This is a genomic window from Streptomyces sp. NPDC001315 (assembly GCF_042896175.1).
GTDB lineage: Bacteria > Actinomycetota > Actinomycetes > Streptomycetales > Streptomycetaceae > Streptomyces.
The window spans coordinates 278,357-296,513 of sequence record NZ_JBIAWZ010000001.1; the positions used below are offsets into that span (position 1 = coordinate 278,357).

Consider the following 18,157-nt stretch of genomic DNA (forward strand, 5'->3'; position numbering starts at 1 on the left):
TGGTCGTATGTGCGCCCGCCGTCGACCCCGGGCGTTCCGGGGCCGACGGCGGGCCTGAACTAAGTCGCGTCACAAATCGTGACGCTGCATATCCGGGTGCCCATCGGCAAGTTTTTGATCTTGCCGGCGATCTGTGACCCGAGACTGCTGTTCACACTTCCGTCGAGCGGTCCCAGATTATCGAGCGTATCCGTGCCGCCCAACTGCAGATCCTGCAGGTGGTCGCCGTGGTAGCCGTCCGGGACGTCCGTGCCGGCCTTGCGGAGCCGGCTCGCCGCAGATCCCTTCTCGATGCGCACCGACTTCGTCTTCACCAGCTTGCCCTCCTCGGCGAGCTTGTTCAGATGGGCGACCTTCGCGTCGGCTTCGGCCCGCTGCGTTTCGTCCCAGCCTTCCTTGTACTTGAGCTCGAGCGTGTCGCAGTTGTGCACGAGTACCGGCGTCGAACCGACGGACACGTAGTAGGAGTGGATCCCCGTGACCGTGAGGTCGTGGGTGCGCTGGCGCTTCTCGAAGTGGCGCACGGCCGTCAGTTCGACCGTGGCGCCGGACGGAGTGCGCAGCTGCATGCCGGGCTTGAGGTCGCCCGCCTTGATCCACGCGCCCTTCGACGCGACCCAGAACGGATGCGTCGTGGTGGCGATCAGAGCCTCTGGCTTACCAGAGGTGCCCTTGATCGTGAGGTCGGCGAAGGACTTGTCGTCCTCCGTGACGATGGTGCCCGCGACCTCGCGGACCGTCGTCTCGCCGGTCTTCGAGTCGGTGACGACTACCTTGTCGCCGAGCTTCACCTTCTCGATGGCCTTGGTGGAGCCGTCGGCCAGCAGGACCTTGGTACCGGGCAGGAAGCTGTGGCACTCGGGTTCTTCGGTCTTCTTTCGTTTCTTGAGTGCCTCCGCGGCCTTCTTCCTGACGTCCGCCAGTTTCTCCGCGGCCTTGGAGAGTCCGAGTTTCGCCCGGCCCACGGCCTTGTTGGCGTTCCACAGGCCCTTGACGCCGCCGATGAGGTCACCGACCAGGCCGGTCACCCGCTTGGCGAGCTTGATGCCCTTGGCCCACTTCCACGGGGCGCCGTACTTGGCGAGGATCTTGCCCGCGAGGCCGCCGGCGAAGCTGCCGGCGATGTTGAGCAGGGTCTCGCCGCAGGAGCCGACGTCACCACTGGAGATGCAGTCCAGGGCCGCGTCCACACCGAGGATGTCACGGGCGATCTTGACCAGCGCCTTGCCCGCGGACTTGATGCGCTGCCTGGCGGACGCCTGCTGCTGCTGCGCCGCCGCCACGTCGCCGGACGCCTTGCTGACGTCCGACTGTGCCTTCGAGACCTCCGGGTCCGTGTTGGTGACGGGAATGCCACCGCGGCACTCGATCAGGCCTTCCCGGCACTCCGGGACGATCATGCCGCTGGGATCGGCGTGCGTCACCGGCGAGTTGTTGGCGTAGGCGTAGCCGTTGATCTGCTGCGGCTGGGTGTAGTCGATGACGGGGTCGACCGAGATGAACTTGCCGATCGCCGAGTCGTACTCCCGCGCCCCCAGATGAGTGAGGCCGGCAGAGGCGTCGATCGTGCCGCCGACGTACCCCTTCTCCCCCGGCCAGACACCGGTCTTCTGGCCGCGGTCGACACCGAAGGGGTCGAAGCGACGTCGGGATATCGCCCCGGTGGCCGAGTCGATGGCCAGCTCGCCCGTGCCGAGATGGTCCGAGGCGACGAAGGAGACCTTCGCCGCGCTGCGGACCGCGACGGTCTGGCCGGCGTACTCGTAGTAGCGGGTGGCCTCCTTCTTGGTTCCGTCGGCCGACAGCTTCAGCTCGGTGCCGGGCAGGTAGACGGTCGTACCGGAGGGGTCCTTGCGCTGCACCCGGCTGCCGCCCGCGTCGTACAGGTAGCTCGTTTCCGAACCGCTCGCCTCGGTGACCTTGCTCAGCGCACCGGAGTCGTCCCAGGCGAGGACCTGCGCGTTACCGCCGATGGTGCGCTTGGTGGTGTTGCCCGTGTCGTCGTACTCGTACGTCGACTGCTTCTGCCCGGTGGGGGTCTGCTCGGTGATCTTGGTGACCTGGTGCGGTCCGTCGCCGAGGGCGCCGGCGCCGCCGTACTCGTAGCTGCGGGTGATGTTGTTCGCCGCGTTCAGGCCGGTGTCGTGGTTGATCTCGGAGACACGGTTGCCGATGGCGTCGGTCTCGTACGACTTCCAGTACGGGGCGGGACCGCCCAGCGCGGTCGAACCGGCGGCGGAGTCGCACGCCGTGGGTCCGGTGCCGTCCACCGGCGTGGTGGAGCCGCGGCTGCCGGAGCCGGCCGCGGTCGTCGCGGTGGCCGCCGGGGTCCAGGCGTCCTGAAGTCGCTGCCGGCTGTCGTAGGCGAAGCACTGCAGATCCGGTGCAGCCGAGTTCGCCGTGTCCGCGATGGACAGGACGTTGCCCGCCTGGTCGTAGGAGTAGTACGAGTCCTTCGCCGGGGCGGTCGCGCCATAGACGTCGACCAGCGACCGGGTCAGGCGGTCGGTGCCGGTCTCGTAGCCGAAGGTCTGCCAGACCTTCTTGCCGCTGCCGCCCGTGAACAGCTCCAACTGCTGGAGCTGGCTGTTCTTGTTGTAAACGGTGTCGGTGACGTACGAGTCGGTGGTGCCCGTCATCGTCTTCGGACGTTGCAGCGAGTCGTACGTGTAGGTCAGGACCTCCGCCGGCAGGTCGCCGATGGCGGGCAGACCGGTGGTCTGCAGTGTGCCGTCCCGGTTGTAGGTCTGGGTGTACACATATGTGCCGGCCAGGGACTGCTGGGATGCGGGGACCTGGTAGGCGGTCTTGAGCGGACGGTAGAACTCGTCCATCGACTGGACGGCGGTGGCGAAGTACTCCGTCGGCGAGATGTAGCTGAGCGTGCCGTAGACCTGGCCCAGCCAGCCCGCCTTGTCGTACTTCGTCTCCGTCAGCTTGGTGCCCGTGTCGGCGTCACCCAGCCAGGTCGTGGTGACGCGGCCGAGCTTGTCGTAGACCGTGGACGTCTTCTTGTTGCGGCCGTCGTACGTGACGACCGGCTGGTCCAGCTCGTCGTACTCGGTGCGCGAGGTGCCCGCGTCCGGGTCGATCGACTTGGTCTTGCGGCCCAGCTGGTCGTACTCGTAGCGCCACACGTTGTTCTTGGCGTCGGTGACCGTCTCCAGCAGACCGGCCGTGTTGTACGTGTACTTCGTCGAGTCGTACGGCACGCCCACGCCCGGCGAGGCGCCGCGGTAGTGGCGGATCTCGGAGAGGTTGCCCTGGCCGTCGGTGATCGTCGTGGTGGGCACGCCGCCGACCGGCGGGTCGACGTGCGTCAGCTCACCGTCGTACGAGGTCGTGGTGCGCCACTGCTCGGCGCCCGAGACGGCGGAGATCTGGGCAGTGGTGCGGCCCAGGCCGTCGTACTCGAGCAGGCTCTGGGAGCCGACCTGACCGTTGCTCACCAGCAGCAGCTCGTCCGAGGCGGCGCCGGAGGCGTTGTAGGTGGCGTTGGTCTTCTTGACGTTGCCCGTGCCGTCGTACCAGGTGTCGGCGACCATGCGCGTGCCGTCGACGCCCTCGGTCTGGATCTGACGGGAACGCAACAGGCTGTCATACAGCTGGTACTCGGCGCCGTAGCTACCGTCGTTCTCGATCTTCTCCGTCTTGATCGCGGTGACTTTGTCCTTGCGGACGTTGTACGAGTACTTGATGCTCGGCGTCTGGGTCGACGCCCGGTCCGCCAGCCATACGGAGGTCAGACGGCCCAGCGCGTCATAGGCGAGGTCGGTCCGCTTGCCGTTCGGGTCGGTCTGCCCCGCCGACATGCCCCAGGCGGGGGCGTAGTCGGTAATGGTGTTGTGACCGAGGGCGTTGGTGACGGTCGTCCTGGTCAGCAGGCCGTTCGTCTCGACGTAGACGGTCTTCGTCTGGTCGGACGTCCCGTACTGCTTGGCGTCCTTCTGGGTGAGCGGACGGCCGTAGGTGTCGTAGGTCGTGGCGCCGGTGACCTGGTACGTCGCCGTGGTGCCGTCGTGCGCGGTCAGCCGCTCGGTCTTGGTCGCGTCACCCTTGGTGGGCGCCGCGCCGAACGCGCCGTTGTCGTACGACACGCGCTCGTCCCCGAGGACCTGCGTCTTGCGGTCGGGTGTGGTGGCGCACTTGACCGACACGACCTCGCTGCGCGCGGGCAGCGAGAGGATGTTCTTCGCCGTGTTGTCCGCGTAGGTGGTGCGGGTGCAGGTGTCGTCCTTGGTGGTGGAGACGTCACCCTGGTCGTCGACGGTCAGGACCCGGCCGGTGCCGTTCGCCGTGTCGTACGTCGTCGTGGACTTCGTCTCGCTCCAGGTGCCGTCGGACTTCAGGCTGAAGCCGCGGCCGGTCTGGGTGCGCACGATCGCCGCACGGGTGGTGCCCCAACTGCGTGCCTGGGTGGCGGTGTAGTACTTCCAGGGCGTGCTGATGGTCTTGGCGACCAGCTTGGCGCCGTCGTAGGTGGCGACCTCCAGCTCCTGGCCGGTGAACTCCTCCTCGTCGGTGTACGAGGCTCCCGTGGAGTCCTTGACCGTCACCGAGCGGGTGTTCCCCGCCGAGTCCTTGTCGCCGTCCATGCCCTGCAGGAACGTGTGGTCGACGCGGGTCTTCTGCTGGTCGGCGGTGCCACTGGTGACCGTGACCTTGCCGTAGCCCTGCCAGCCGCCCCAGGTCAGGTACTTGTCGTCGGTGATGCCGTCCGGCTTGGCCTTACGCCAGGCCGCGTCGCCCTGGTAGTCGTAGCGGGTGACCATGCCGTCGCTGCCGCCGGTGCGGTCGGTCTCGATGACCGCCGACACGACGTACTTGTGGAACCAGTCCGTGATCGGGTCGGTGTAGCCCGGCGGGGCCCACTTCACCGGGTAGCAGCGCTTGGTGGACTCGCCCGGCTTGGGGAGCGTGGCCTTGGTGCAGTCGGTGGGTGCGTAATTGACGTCGAGCTGGGCGCCGGTCTCGCTGAGCACCATCGACAGGCGGAAGCGGTAGAACGGCGCGATGTTGTCGCCGATCGCGTCGACGCGGTTGGCGAGCTGCTCGCCGAAGAGGTCGACGGAAGGCAGCTTGACCGCCGTGCCGACCCGGCCCTCATTCTCGATCTTGGACAGCCACAGCGTCTTGGAGTCGTCGCCGTTGTCGGTGAACAGGTGTGTGAAGGTCCAGGCGTCCACGTCCTGGTAGTTCGTGGCGTCCTTGCGCATCTGCGTGACGACCGACGACAGCCGCTTCGTGGTGAAGAAGGTCGGCACGGGCGAGGTGCACTTGGTGGCGGACTTGCACTCCTGGTCGACCGGGACGTCCGGCCAGTAGGAGGCGTTCGCCTTGGTGCGCTTGCTCTCCGCGCAGTCGAAGTCGGCCGTGGTCAGGCAGCGTTCGGCGGTGTTGAAAACGATACGGGCCGGGGCCTTCGCCGCGTAGACCTTGGTGTCCTGCTGGCCGTAGTCGATGCGCTTGAGGTAACCGCCGCGGTGGTACGCGGTGCCGTTGACGTCCGTCTTGCCGTTGAGCGCGTAGTAGTTCGTCTCGCGGTCGTAGAAGTAGGACATCACGTTGCCGTGCGTGTCCTTGACGTAGTCCAGGCTCCAGCGCCACGCCTGCTGGCAGTACGCGCTGGTGAAGGTGGCGTTGTAGCAGGGCTCGCCGGAGTCGTCGCCGAAGACCGGAGCGGTCCAGACGGAGTTCGTCTCCTCGTTCCCGGTGGCCCAGCCCGGCAGGCGGTTCTGGCCGAAGTAGTACTCCGTGCCGTCCGACGTGGTGATACGCCAGTACTCGCCGTCGTTGTCGCCGTTCGTCGCACCGGTCAGCTTCTCGACCTTGCTGCCGTCGTCGGACGACATGTGCCACGCACCGGTGGTGTCGTCCTTGACCAGCTCGCCGGAGGAGCCGTTGAGCATGACCGTGGCGTTCTCGAACGCCCAGCACTGCTCGGCGGAGCTGTCGTGGCCGTCCTCGGAACAGGGCTTGTAGCGGCGCTCGATGTAGCCGGGATCGTAGGAGAAGCCCTCGCCGATCCACGAGCCCTGGTTGTTGGTGGCCGAGGTGCGGCCGTCCGCCGACTGGGAGGAGTAGCCGAGGCCCACCGTGGGGACCAGGCCACCCGGGGTCGGCACCGTACGCAGCGGGTAGTTCCAGTTGAACGCGCCCGAGGAGGTGGCGACGCTCCAGCTGGCCGACGGGGCCAGCGCGGTCGCCTTGTACGTGCCCTGCGCGCTCGACGGCCCCGCGGCCACGGCCACGAGGGAGGTCGCGGTGCCCGCCATGGTGGAGACGCCCTCGGCGGGAGCCGGGGCGGCCGTCACGTCGGCGGAGACGGTGCCGGTCTTCACGTCGTTCACCGTGGGCAGCACCTTGGGCTGCTCGGGGCAGTCCTTGCTGCCGGGGGTGGCGACGGTGGCACACGCGGGGAGCTGGACCAGCTGAAGGCGGGAGGCGTAGGAGCCGCCGAAGCCCTCGGCGAACTCCGAGTAGTCGACGGTCAGCCGGACCTTGGCGGCCTGGTCGGAGCCGTCGGCGCGTTCGACGCCGAGGAGGACCCCGGCGCCGAGCTTCGCGGCGCGCTGGGGGTCGAGTACGTCGACGCGCACCTTGTCGGCGACCTTCGCGGCCTTGGCCCGCGCCTTGCCGACCTTGACCGGCAGACCGCCGGCCTCCGCGGTGGCCCCGAGCTTCACCACGGCGCCGCCCTGCTTGGGCCACACCGCCTTGTCCAGCCCCTTGACCGCGGCCTTACGCGCCGGATCAGAAGGGCGGGACTTCGCTTTCGCGTCGGACCCCTTGGCGGGATCACCGTCGTCCTGGACGCCGGGGCGGCTGGTGCGGCCCCGGGCTCCGTCGTCGAGCGCCAATGCCTGGACCGACGACGCCGACAGCGCGAGCGTGAGCCCGAGCACTGTCGCGACAACCGTCGATCTGGGCATGCGGCGGCTCAGTGAGCGGCCACGGAAAAACATTCGGCAACTTCCTGATCGTAGGAGAACGTCATGAATCGGAAGGGGAAGGAAGAGGGGGAGGACAGGTGTGCCGGGCCCTCAATGGACCCGGCACACTCAGACGTGACGTCTCGTCACATGTCCGGCAACGCCGTCAGCGCGGCCATCTGCTGCACCGCGATCTGGTCGGCGGCGCCGCTGTAGACACGGACCTCGTCGATCGCGCCGGCGAAGTACTCGCTCGCCCCGCGCAGCGACCGGCCCACCTGCAGACCGCCGGTGGCGGACCACAGGGTGTCGTCCGTGCCGTAGGCGCCGGCGACCAGCTGACCCTCCACATACAGGCGGATCGAGTTGGCGAAGGCGTCGTAGACGACCGCCAGGTGCTGGCCGGAGCCGCCGGTGTCGGGCAGTTCCTGGTCGTCGGTGAAGGTGACGACCGCCGGCGCGGCCACGTCCGTCTTGGCCACGGCCAGTTCCCACTGCCCGGTGGTCGCCTGGTAACGGACCTGGAGGCGGTTGGCGTTCGTACCCGGAAGCGACAGCACCGTCTGCGACTTCTCCGGGTCCAGCGAGGTGAGCTGGGCGCGGGCGGTCACGGTGAAGCTGGTGTTGCCGGTGACCGGGGCGGTGGCGGTGGACGCGTAGTCCCCGTCGCCGTCCAGGACCAGGTTGCCGTCGCCGACCAGGGCGGCCGTGTCGAACAGCGGGTCGGCGGGGCGGTAGATGGAGGCGTTGCCCGCCAGGGTCAGCGCCTGGCCGCCGCCGGTCTCGGCGGCGGCACCGCTGGTGGCGTCGTCGAGCTGCCAGTAGGCCTTGCGCTCCGGCTTGATGGTCATCAGCTCGGAGACCTCGGCCGCCGAGAGAACCCGGTCGAAGACCCGGACCTCGGCCAGATCACCCGTGAAGTTGTCGCGGTAGCCGCTCTTGGCCGTCGCCCGGCCGATCTGCAGCGGCCCGTACGACTTCCAGGTGGACCGGCGCGTGGCGGAGCCCTTCAGGTCCTTGTTGACGTAGAGCTGGAGCTGTGGTCCGCCGCTCTTCTGCGCGTCGTACACGCCGGTCAGCAGCACCCACTGGTCCTTGACCGGGGTCACGCCGGTGGTGACGGCCTTCCACTCGCCGAGCGTGTCCACGTCGTTGACCGGGACGGAGAACTTCCAGGTCGTCGCGGTCGCGTCGTAGCCGAAGGTGAAGCCGGGCTCGCCGGTGCCGTCCTGGCTGACGACCGTCATGTTCTTGTCCAGTGCGGTGGGCCGCACCCAGGCGCTGACGCTGAAGCTCTTCGTGGTGTCGAGCACGGTCTCGCTGGTGTCGAGGTACGACTCGGCGGTGCCGTCGAAGTGGGCGGCCTTGTCGGCCTTCCCGCCCGGACCGTCCGCGCCGAAGGTGACCGCGCTGCCGGCGGTCGCGGAGTATTCGCCGCTCTCGTCGTGCGCTTCGCCGCCCGCCTCGTCGGCGAGGTTCCACTGGCCGACGACCGGCCGGCCCTCGGCCACCAGGAAGTCGTAGTAGTTACTGCTGGCGTGCGCCGCCTTGTCGACGGCGATCACCTCGAGCACATGCCGCCCGGCGCGGGTCGGCATCCAATCCTTGGTGACGGAGCCGCCCGCCGCGGTCGGGGTGAGCGTGGCAAGCGCGGCGCCGTCGAAGGAGTACTGGTACTTGACGACGTCGGTGTCCGGAATGGAGTCGTTCGGGTTGGGCGAGAAGGCGAAGGTGCCGTAGGTACCCACGCCGTCGTGGTAGACGGTGTCCGACGGGTACTGCTTCGACAGCACGAGCGGCTTGCCCGGCCACGTCTTGTCGTAGATGAACTCGCAGCGCTGCGGGGTGTCGCCGTCCGAGCTCCACGGGCCGTAGCCGTCACCGTCGTAGGCCCGCGCGCTCCAGTAGATGGTGGTGTTCTGCGGGATCGTCGACTTGACCGTGTGCGTGAACTTGGTACTGGTCGTCGGGGAGAGCCAGTCCGGGGTGGTGTAGGTGTACGAGCCGGGGGTCGTGCCACCCCACTCCACCTTGAACTGGACCTTCACCTTGTCGGTCTGGCCGTTGCCGTGGTCGGGGTCGCTCGCGATGGCCTGGAGCTTCGGCGGGACGTCGGTGTACGCGCGGGTCGAGCCCCACTTGCACAGGCCACCGGGGTCGGTGGACATGTCGGACGTCTTGATCTGCCGCGGCAGGTTGTTGTACGAGACCGACAGGTACGCGTTGCCGCAGATCCGCTTCCACTCGGCGAAGCGGGACTCGTCGGCCGCCCGCAGACCCAGCGTCATCGAGTTCCAGCCGCCCGCGGCGGCCGTCTTGATCTCGCTGGTCAGCTCGCCGGTCTCCCCGCTCTCGAAGTGCAGGTTCGCCTGGCTGGAGCAGGACGTCGGGGAGATCGCCTTGTCGACGGTCTGAAGATAGTCGTCCCAGTCGTCCGAGGTGTTGGACCAGCTGCTGGACGACGTCAGCGAGTAGTTCTGGCCGCCGATCCGGTACAGCTGAATGGGCTCCGCGGTCGGGGACGCGCTGTAGATGTGCTCCACCCGGGCCGAGAACGTCGCGCCCAGGATCTGCTTCCCCTTGTAGAAGGAGAGCGGCATCGTGAACATCACCCGACGGGTGCCGACCCCGTTGCAGGAGACCGGGTTGTAGTCGGTGGGGCACTTGCCGACGCCCGCGCTGCCCGAGTACTTCCAGTCCTGCTCACTCGGCATCCCCGACATCACGCCGGTCCAGGAGGTCCGCGAGGTGGTGCGCTGGATCGGGTCGATGACCACCGGGAAGACGGTGTCCGCGCCCTTGAGAAGCTTCTGGTCGGGGACCAGGCGCAGCTTGCCCTTGCCCACCTCGACACCCAGCGGGGCGACGCGACCGCCGCCACCCGGGCCCTCGAGGGCGGGCTCAGGCGCCGCCTGCGGACCGGCGGTGGCCGTAGCGGTGGTGGCCGCGGTCTCGTCCGCGCCGGCCGACGCGGCCTTCAGCGCCTTCGCGACAGCCTTGGGGCCCTGCTTCTTCGTCGCGGCCTCGGCCACGGCGGCCGAGTCCCACATCGAGGGCTTGCCCGCCTGGAAGACGGTGCCGCCGACGACGGCATCCTCGGCGACGATCGCCCCGGACGCGTCCTCCGCCACCTTCAGACCGTCGGTCGTCATACCGAGATCGAGCTGCGCGAGCTTCGGATCGGCCGCCGCCTCGGGCGTCTTGACGACCACGAGATGGCCGAAGCCGTCGGCCTCGGCGCGCACCGTGAGGTCGACGCCGGGCAGCGCGTCCACGTAGGTGGCCGTGTCCCCTTCGACCTTCGGGGCTGGCAGCTTGCCGTACGGCCAGGTCAGGGCGAACTCGCGGCCCGCCCGCTGCATCGTCACGAACGGCTTGCCGGCCTGACCGGCGGAGAAGCTGAGGTCGACGGTGGCGGCCTTCGGCCCCCAGCTGCCGTCGGCGTGCTTCACCAGCGTGGCGTCGATGTCGACCCACTTGCCGTCCCGGACCGTGCGGACGGGCTCGGTGTACTCGCGAGCCGTGAAGGTGCCGTCGGGCTCGGCGAAGATCTCCCTGCGCTCGGTGCGCAGTCCGGCGACCTCGGTCTTCTTGCCGCTCTCCCTGGCGGCGGCCATGGCCTGCTGCTCGGTCTGCATCGGCTGGCCGGCGGCGACGGGCGCCTGGTCCTGCACCGGGCCACCACCGCTGCCCGGCAGGACCGCCAGGCTGCCCGCCGCCACCGCACCGGTGACGGCCGCAGCGACGGCGGCACGCAGCACCATGCCTCGCCGTATCGGTCTGTGTCTGTCTGCGGACACGCGTGCACTCTCCAGTCGGGTCATGTCTTTGTCGGTAATCAGGTCACCGGAACGCCACGTCCGGCGAGGTGCGCTGATGGGCAACGTGGTTGATGAGTCGTCAGCGGACGGTCACCCGAAGCCGGCGGGACCGGCAGGGATGCCGGTCCCGCCTGGACCGGCCCCCTGGTGCACCGATGTGTGGAGTGGGGACCGGCGACGGCCGGTCCCCCGTCGGGCGTGGCTCGGAAGTGTGCCGTCAGCGTCGTCGGACGACTGAGCCCGACGAGCGCGGAGACGTCATCAGCGGACAGTGGCGCCGAAGGCGACGCCGGTCGCCGGCACCCCGCCCTCCCCGGGCTTGATCGTCTGGGTCGCGGCGCCGCCGGACGCCACGTTCCACGGGAAGCCGTAGACCGCGCGGGTGTCCGCCGGGCCGTAGGGCACGCCGACGTACAGCAGCGAGGGCGTGGCGGCCAGGGAGATGCCGGCGAGCATGCGCGGCGCGGCGGTGGGCCCGACGCCGTAGCCGGGGTCGATCCACTGGTCCGAGGCGCCGGGCGCGCCGACCAGCGGGACGATCTGGACACCGCCCTTCTCCGCGTGTTCCTCGGCCGACTCCTCGCCGGGCACGCCGATCGCGAGCCGGGTGGTGGTGGCCGTGGAGGTGGCGTTCGGGGAGGAGTTGACGGCGGCGAGCCGCTTGCCGAAGAAGTCGCCGGCCTCGGCCTCCTGGTCCACGTCGGCCGTGTTCTGGTCGATCCAGGCGGTCTCGGTGAAGGTGCCGTTGGCCGCGAGCTTGAAGACCTGGACGGCGCCCGCGTCGACGGTGGTGGACAGGTCCTCGCCGGGGACACCGACCGCGAGCAGCGACTCGGTGGTGGAGGTGGCGCCGGAGGCCCGGTACGGAACCATGGCGAGCGCGGCGCCGAACTGGTCGCCGACCTCCTCGGCCCCGGAGATCACGTCCTGGTCCTGGCCGAGTCCGCCGAGCGGCTTCGGGTAGCCGGAGGTGAGCGTGTGGCTGAAGATGCCCACGCCGCCCGCGAAGGTCGTGGTGCCGAGCGCCTCGCCGGGCGAGCCGACGGCGAAGTGGGTCGGGGTCGCGGCGAGCGTGGAGCCGTAACGGTCGTCCTGCTCCGCGACGCCGGCCACGGCGCCGCCGGTCTCGGTGTCCTGGTGAACGAAGACGACGGTCTGCGCGGTGCCGCTGATGTAGTAGAAGCCGCCCGCGTCCTCGACGGTGCCGATCGACTCGCCGGGGCTGCCGATCAGCAGGTAGGGCGTGCCGGCCGAGGTCTTGCCCGCGGCCAACGAGTAGCCGACCCAGTCGTCGGTCTCCGGGCCGCCTCCCAGCGGCTTGTCGCTGCCCTGGAGGAACTCCTTGACGGCCTTGGTGCCGGCGTTGAGCCCGCTTGTGGACCCGTAGATGACCTGCACGAGCCCGGAGTCGGGCACCGTGCCGAGGTCCTCGTAGGGCGCGCCGACCACCAGGTCGCTGCAACCGTCGAGGTCGGCGTCGTAGACGGCCAGCGCGTCTCCGTACCGGTCACCGGTCTCGGGCGCTCCCGGAATGTTCTCGGGGGCCTGCGAGATGGTGAGAACACCCTTGCCGCCGCCATAGACGACGTGCACCTCGCCGGCCTTGGCCACCCCGTCGACGGTGGCTTCCGGGTCGGCGACGGCCGTGTCCCTGATCCCGTCCCCGTTGAAGTCCGACTCGACACCCGAGGGACAGGCGACGGCGGCCGCGGCGGGTGTACCGCCGATCGCGAGCCCCCAGGTCAGCAGTGCCCCTGCCACAACGGTGACGGCGCCAGGCCGCCACACTTTCCCCACCCTTGACACAGACGCCTCGTAGATAAAGAGGGAATAAAAAAGGTCAAGGGATCATCTCTTTACGTGATGTGCACATGCAATACTCATCTTGGCCCCCAGGGCATGACATGAATCACAGGAAGCGCACATCAACTCCACAGGTAGTGGTACATGTCAGACAAAGGGCCCGCCGGTGAACCGGCCTTCCCTGGCAGTTGGTTGGGGCTGGCGAGCGTCGGTCTCGACCTCGACCTCGGGAAGCAGGAAGCCCAATCTCACCGACCTTCATGTCACCCGGGAACCGGCTGAGCCCGACGCCACGGAGACGGAGGGTGGCCGGGCCGGTGGAGTGCCGGTAGGCGTTGGTGAGGAGCTCGGTGTCCAACAGTTCGGCGAAGTCCTGGAGTTGGCGCATGCCGTGTCCGACGAGAACGGCTCTGAGCGTGACGCGGGCGATTCGGGCCGCCCGTGAGTCCGTGCTAGCCGACCCCTCCCTACCTGCGTCTTCACAGGCCAGGTGAGGTTTGCTTGTCCGCTGAGGTCCGTGGAAGTGCGGCGATGTCGGGTGCGGTTTTACCGTCAGCGTTGCCGTCAGAGCCTCGTGGACGGTGCTACTTCAGGTGCTCTTCGAGGTCGTCGACGGTCCAGTCGGCCTGGCGAAGGATGGAGCGGATGCTGCCGGGCGCGAGGCCGCGGTGGAAAGGCACGATGTGACGGTCCGCTCGCCGCTGCGGTACTTGGCGTGGCTCCCACGGGTCGAGATGTGCTCGAACCCACCGCGTTCCAGGGCCTTGGCGACGGCCGCGCCAGACAGGCCCGTGCGGACCGCGGGGTTCATGCGACGCGCCGCACTTCGACAGGGGCGGTGATCACGCGGCTGGTGGGAGGAGTACCGGGACACCCTGTCTCCCCGCCTCCTGGACCTGGCGGAGTTGGAGCACCACGCCAGCGCCCTACGCGTGACCCAGGTCATCAACATCCCGGGCCTGCTTCAGACCTCGGAGCACGCCCGCGCGTTGTTCCGCGAGGCGGTTCCGGCCCTGCGCCCGCACGAGATCGAATACCGCATCTCCCATCGCATCAAGTGCCAGGCCATCCTCTATCGCGAGCAACCGCAACCGCCGCCCTACACCGCGATCATCCATGAGGCCGCCCTGCGGTCCGGTTGCCGTCGGCGTTGCCGTCAGGCGGCATCTACTGCCGGGTGAGTCCAGCCGGGTCGATTGCCATGGGGAACGGGGCGTCCAGGCGGGTGGTCGCGCCGGAGAGCGCGGTCGTCCGCTCTACGTATCGGCCGCTCTGCAGTTCGTAGATGGCGAGCATCGGGGCGGGATCGAACTCAAGCCGCCAGAAGTGCGGGATGGCGGCCTCCGCGTACAGCATGGGCTTTACCTTGCGGTCCATGGTGCTGTTGCCGGGGGAGACGAGTTCGACGACGAGCTGGACTGCTTCGATGTCGACGGTGACGGGATCATCGGCGGTCGCGCCGGCATCGGCCACCACCAGGTCGGGAACGACCAGGCCCGACGGCAAAACGACGTTGACGCCTTCCAGAATCTCCACCGGCGCGCCGGCAGCCCGGGCGGCCGCGTCCAGAGCGACGTGGAGGCGGAACGAGGCCCGCTGGTGGCGGACGCCGGGCGCGGGGGACATTACGAGGGACTCCCCCAACAGCTCGTAGCGGGTCGTACGGTCCTCGGGCAGGGCCAGGACGTCGGCGACGGTCCAGGGCCCGGTGTGGTCGATGGCAATGCTCATTCCCTTTCACCTCCTCGTCCGCCCGGCAATCGCGGTGTGATCCCGGCAGGCGGTACACGGCCAGCATACGGGCGCTCTCACCTGCTGACATCAGGTTTCGCCGCCCGGGCGAGACCCCGAACACGCGTGCTGTGAAGTCCTCTGCCCGGGGTGGCGTCGGCATGGGCCCGCGCATGGCTGACCTGGCCTGCCGAGCGGTGGCGCGTCGGGAGATCCCCGCCACCCTGCTCCTGGAACAGGGAGTCGACCTCGTCGTGATCAAGGAACTCCTCGGCCACGCCCACATCGGCGTCACCGCCGGCGTCTACACGTACGACTCCGCCTCCAACGCCAAGCCAACGACACCCTCGGGGATACCCTCGGCACAGGGGACGACGACCCTGACGACCCATCCGCCGCAGTCGTAGTCCACTGACGTTGCCGTCACCGTTGCCGTCAAACGGCGCAGAGGTCCCGCCGGAACACTCCGGCGGGACCTCTTGAATATTCATCCACGGGCCGCCCGTGAACGAATGTGCCATTCATTCAGCTAGTTGACACACGCCCGCCGGGATCTATTCATAGACGAGTGCCGCCCGAAAGATCGCAGCAATCATCGCCCAATCGGGGGTTTCTGGTACGGGTTCCTTGATTACGTTCTTGAAGAACCCATCCATCGACCTCGTCCAGCGCCCAGCGGAGTCCATAAAGGAATCTGTCGTGGCGTTTTCCACTACAAGGCTTCCATCGCGAATCTTTTCCGCCAACCCGGTCAGGAAATGAGCCAGGTCCTCCCTGCTCTGGATCTCGTTCAATGTTGCATCGGGCCAGTTCATGGCGCCCACTCCAGCGGGTCGAAGTAGTTGATCAAGATTGAGCGTCCTTCATTTTGAGTCGTGAACTTCCACGCTTCGTTGGCGGCTTCTTCGGGAGTTGCCATGCGGAACGGCATCGGGATGCCTGCCTTTTGAAAGGCCACGAGCCTTCTGTTGTCGAGCGAGTGGACCTGCCCGTCCCTGACAGTCAGTCGCACAGTCGGGAGATCGCTCGCCTTGAGGTATCCCGACCGCAACGCAGCGGCCGTTTGCTCAATTGTCTCTCCGGTGCCGAAACGAGGACTGACAGTGTCCTGGGAGAACCTCACCAATTTCGGATCGATGGTCCCACCACAGTTGTGAACGAGGACCGGCGTCTCGCCCGCCAGCACATAGTACGTGTGCTACGTGCCCCCTCCCCACCTGCGTTTTCGCAGGTCAACGGCGATTCGGCGGTCCGCTGACGTCCGTGGAAGTGCGGTGGTGTCGGGTCCGGTTGCCGTCAGCGTTGCCGTCAGAGGTGTAGACCTATTGCCGCTCGGATCGCACGGCAGTGATCGCGATTGTCGAGCATCACCCAGACATCGATCCGCTACCCGAGCCAGGACATCCGAGCTACTGTGGATGTCATGACGACGGCCTACGAGGACGTGCCCTTCAGCGAGCTGCTCCACCACCCCGCTGCCACCGCCCGGCGCCTGGACGCGGTCCGCGCACTGCGCCTGCGCCGACGCGACGCGGGCGACCTGGCGCTCATTCGCGCCGACCAGCTGGAGCAGGACTCCACCGTGGTCGACTTCACCGCCCGCCTGCTCGCCGGGCTGGTCCGCACCGAGAACACCGCCGCACTGCGTCAGGCCCTGCCGGATGCTCTGCCCTGGTCGGTCTTCCTCCCCGAGGACGATGTCGAGGCGATGCTCGGCGAGCTGGTGGACACCGCTCGCGGGGCTGCTGCGCTGGAGAACTTGGCTCCCATTGCACTGCTGCTGGCCCAGTGGCGGCACAGTGCCGAGATCTATGCCGACCCGGCCCTGCACGCCATCCTCACCCGCGAGCCCGAAGGCGACCTCGGACCCGTCCCCGTACCCGAAGGCGAGACCGCCGAGTGAGCCCCAAGCGCGGTGACCGCGCGGCCCCGCCCCCGGTCGGCGAAGAGTTCGACCTGCGCTTCGCCAACACGGAGGCGGCCAACGGCTGGGAGCACCTCTCCCGCCACGCAGCAGGCAACCTCCGCCGTGCCTTCGACAAGATCCGATCCGCCCCGCGCGCCACCGATGACCCCGAGCGCCACCACCGCCTCAAGGGCAAGCTCGGCTCCACGGTCTGGAAGGGGCAGACGCTGGAGTGCTGGCAGTACGAGGTCACCGGCGGCGGCCGCATCTGGTACCTGGTCGACGACGCCAACCGCACCGCCTGGATCACCTACGCAGGCACCGGACACCCCAAAGCCACTGACTGATCACCCTTCACCTCCTGTCCATCTGCCGCGTCCACGATCCGCGCGGGTGTTGACGCGATCTTGGGCCGGCGGCCTGCCAGATCCAGGCCTCGCCCCGGGCAAGCGGGCGGTCCGGGAGCTCTCGGCGGCTCGACGGTCGGCCCGCGCATGCGTCGGCCAGTCCGGCAGCGCGGGAACCGGGGCGGGAGCGGTCAGCCGACGACGAGTGGCCGCGAGCTTCGCTCCCTGCCGGAGGAGTCGCCAGCCACCCGCCTGTCGGTGAGCTCAGCGACGCACTTTGAGGGTCGGCCCCCTGGGTCGACGCTCTTCCCGTTGGACAGCCCGCGAGAATGTGATGGTATGGCCATGACCCGTATCCGTGTTGCCCTGCTGCCGTCGACGGTGTGCATCGCGGGCCCCGAGCCGGTGCTGAAGATCAAGGACCAGCAGACCGGGGAGGTCGCCACCGACCGGGAGACCAGCGCGTCGCTGTACACGGTGACCGTGATGCTCATGGAGGTCGGCCGGGCTGGCGGCCGAGCTCAAGCCGGGCGCGATGGTCGCGCTCCACAGCGGACTCCGCAAAGGCGAACTCCTCGGCCTCCGCTGGGATGACCTCGACCTTAACGCGGGCACCGCCGCCATCCGCCGCACCAGCACGGGCGGACTCACCACGTTGCCAACCAAGACCCGGGCCTCCGAACGCCGCATCGCCCTCCCCACCCGCTGCGTTCACTCACTGAAGCACCATCACGAACAACAGCAGCACGACCGTCACACGGCAGGCACCGAATGGCAGCACAACGGGCACGTGTTCACCACGCCGCAGGGCAGACCGATCGACCCAACCAACCTCACCCGCACCTTCACCGCCCTCCTCCGCAAGGCCGGCCTCCGCCGCATCCGCTTCCACGACCTCCGCCACTCGACCGCCATCCTGCTCCTGGAGCAGGGCGTCGAACTCGTCGTGATCAAGGAACTACTCGGCCACGCCCACATCGGCGTTACCGCCACCGTCTATGCCCACGTCCGACTCCGCCTCCAGCGAGACGCCATCGACACCCTCAGCACCGCACTCGGCAGCCCGGAGAACACCAAGATGGCACGCTCCGACGGCGACGAACCGCCACCCTGCGCCGCCCTCGTCCGCTGACGTTCCGTCAACTACTGCCGTCACCCCACGCAGAAGCCCCGCCAGGACACATCTGACGGGGCTTCACATTTGCTCCTGAAATCCCAGGGAACTCGAAATTCGACTCTGGGCACGCCCATTACGGGAGCAAACTCGAAACGAGCGAACCCTCTAGAACTGTGAACCCAGACCAAGCGTTCAGCTTAATCTGGGGAAGAATCACGACACCGAGTTTCCTACCCCCTGGATAGCCGCACAGATCGCCCAGCCCACAGCCTGGACATTCTCACTGTAGAAGCCGTATCTGTTATGAAACGCCTCCTCCGACGAGCGATTCAAAAAGGCGAACGCCAGGGCTCCATACAACGCCCGAAGGTCGGAGTGGCTCAACGCCACCTCAATGTTCGAGCGCGACTGGAAGTCTACCTCTCGATCCCTCATTTCGAGGAGTTCCGCCGACGCGTCACCAGCCACGACGGCCACCACCTCCGAAGAGTGACTGCCGC

At 68.2% G+C, this 18,157-nt stretch carries 10 protein-coding genes and 3 pseudogenes; 6 read left to right on the plus strand and 7 right to left on the minus strand.

Annotated features, from left to right (window positions below; all coding sequences use genetic code 11):
• Positions 1–59: 59 nt before the first annotated feature.
• The 3 genes from ACFY16_RS01280 to ACFY16_RS01290 all read right to left on the minus strand — a co-directional run bounded on the left by ACFY16_RS01280 (position 60) and on the right by ACFY16_RS01290 (position 12,514).
• On the minus strand, positions 60–6,932 hold the full coding sequence (locus ACFY16_RS01280; protein ID WP_390645000.1) for a polymorphic toxin-type HINT domain-containing protein: 6,873 nt from the start codon (positions 6,930–6,932) through the stop codon (positions 60–62).
• Positions 6,933–7,078: 146 nt separating this feature from the next.
• The gene (locus ACFY16_RS01285) at positions 7,079–10,696 is read right to left on the minus strand and encodes a LamG domain-containing protein (protein WP_390645001.1); all 3,618 of its coding nucleotides are present in this window, start codon (positions 10,694–10,696) and stop codon (positions 7,079–7,081) included.
• Positions 10,697–11,014: 318 nt separating this feature from the next.
• Positions 11,015–12,514 carry a VCBS repeat-containing protein gene (locus ACFY16_RS01290; protein WP_390645002.1) on the minus strand — a complete coding sequence of 500 codons (1,500 nt, stop codon included), beginning with the start codon at positions 12,512–12,514 and terminating at the stop codon, positions 11,015–11,017.
• 884 nt (positions 12,515–13,398) lie between these two features.
• On the opposite strand from ACFY16_RS01290, the pseudogene ACFY16_RS01295 reads away from it, so the two are divergent.
• Positions 13,399–13,689 (plus strand): annotated as a pseudogene (locus ACFY16_RS01295) (Scr1 family TA system antitoxin-like transcriptional regulator); the annotation flags it as partial.
• A gap of 34 nt (positions 13,690–13,723) precedes the next feature.
• On the opposite strand, the gene ACFY16_RS01300 reads toward ACFY16_RS01295, so the two are convergent.
• Positions 13,724–14,287 (minus strand): Uma2 family endonuclease, encoded by a 564-nt coding sequence (locus tag ACFY16_RS01300; RefSeq protein ID WP_390645003.1) that lies wholly within the window; start codon positions 14,285–14,287, stop codon positions 13,724–13,726.
• A 206-nt stretch (positions 14,288–14,493) separates the two neighbouring features.
• Here ACFY16_RS01300 and ACFY16_RS01305 point away from each other — a divergent pair.
• Positions 14,494–14,702 (plus strand): annotated as a pseudogene (locus tag ACFY16_RS01305) (site-specific integrase); the annotation flags it as partial.
• A 139-nt stretch (positions 14,703–14,841) separates the two neighbouring features.
• Here the strand turns inward: ACFY16_RS01305 and ACFY16_RS01310 are convergent.
• A complete protein-coding gene (locus ACFY16_RS01310) occupies positions 14,842–15,102 on the minus strand; it encodes a hypothetical protein (RefSeq protein ID WP_390645004.1) in 261 nt (86 codons plus the stop codon).
• On the minus strand, positions 15,099–15,473 hold the full coding sequence (locus ACFY16_RS01315; RefSeq protein WP_390645005.1) for a hypothetical protein: 375 nt from the start codon (positions 15,471–15,473) through the stop codon (positions 15,099–15,101). Before ACFY16_RS01315 ends, ACFY16_RS01310 begins: the two co-directional genes overlap by 4 nt.
• 237 nt (positions 15,474–15,710) lie before the next feature.
• On the opposite strand from ACFY16_RS01315, the gene ACFY16_RS01320 reads away from it, so the two are divergent.
• The 4 genes and pseudogenes from ACFY16_RS01320 to ACFY16_RS01335 form a co-directional block, all read left to right on the plus strand.
• Entirely contained in the window at positions 15,711–16,190 is a 480-nt protein-coding gene (locus ACFY16_RS01320; protein WP_390645006.1) for a hypothetical protein, read from the plus strand.
• Complete coding sequence (locus ACFY16_RS01325) at positions 16,187–16,540, plus strand: hypothetical protein (RefSeq protein ID WP_390645007.1); 354 nt, start codon at positions 16,187–16,189, stop codon at positions 16,538–16,540. Before ACFY16_RS01320 ends, ACFY16_RS01325 begins: the two co-directional genes overlap by 4 nt.
• A 345-nt stretch (positions 16,541–16,885) precedes the next feature.
• Positions 16,886–17,134: a hypothetical protein gene (locus tag ACFY16_RS01330; RefSeq protein WP_390645008.1), complete on the plus strand. Its 249-nt coding sequence runs from the start codon at positions 16,886–16,888 to the stop codon at positions 17,132–17,134.
• Positions 17,079–17,672: pseudogene (locus ACFY16_RS01335) on the plus strand (site-specific integrase); the annotation flags it as partial. The gene ACFY16_RS01330 and the pseudogene ACFY16_RS01335, both read left to right, overlap by 56 nt.
• 198 nt (positions 17,673–17,870) lie before the next feature.
• On the opposite strand, the gene ACFY16_RS01340 reads toward ACFY16_RS01335, so the two are convergent.
• On the minus strand, positions 17,871–18,137 hold the full coding sequence (locus ACFY16_RS01340) for a hypothetical protein (RefSeq protein ID WP_390645009.1): 267 nt from the start codon (positions 18,135–18,137) through the stop codon (positions 17,871–17,873).
• Positions 18,138–18,157: the final 20 nt, after the last annotated feature.

Bases quoted from the DNA above. Each gene is read 5' to 3' on its own strand.
- ACFY16_RS01280 (WP_390645000.1), bottom strand. From the start codon at position 6,932: ATGCCCAGATCGACGGTTGTCGCGACAGTGCTCGGGCTCACGCTCGCG.
- ACFY16_RS01285 (WP_390645001.1), bottom strand. From the start codon at position 10,696: ATGGTGCTGCGTGCCGCCGTCGCTGCGGCCGTCACCGGTGCGGTGGCG.
- ACFY16_RS01300 (WP_390645003.1), bottom strand. From the start codon at position 14,287: ATGAGCATTGCCATCGACCACACCGGGCCCTGGACCGTCGCCGACGTC.
- ACFY16_RS01310 (WP_390645004.1), bottom strand. From the start codon at position 15,102: ATGAACTGGCCCGATGCAACATTGAACGAGATCCAGAGCAGGGAGGAC.
- ACFY16_RS01320 (WP_390645006.1), top strand. From the start codon at position 15,711: ATGACGACGGCCTACGAGGACGTGCCCTTCAGCGAGCTGCTCCACCAC.
- ACFY16_RS01330 (WP_390645008.1), top strand. From the start codon at position 16,886: ATGACCCGTATCCGTGTTGCCCTGCTGCCGTCGACGGTGTGCATCGCG.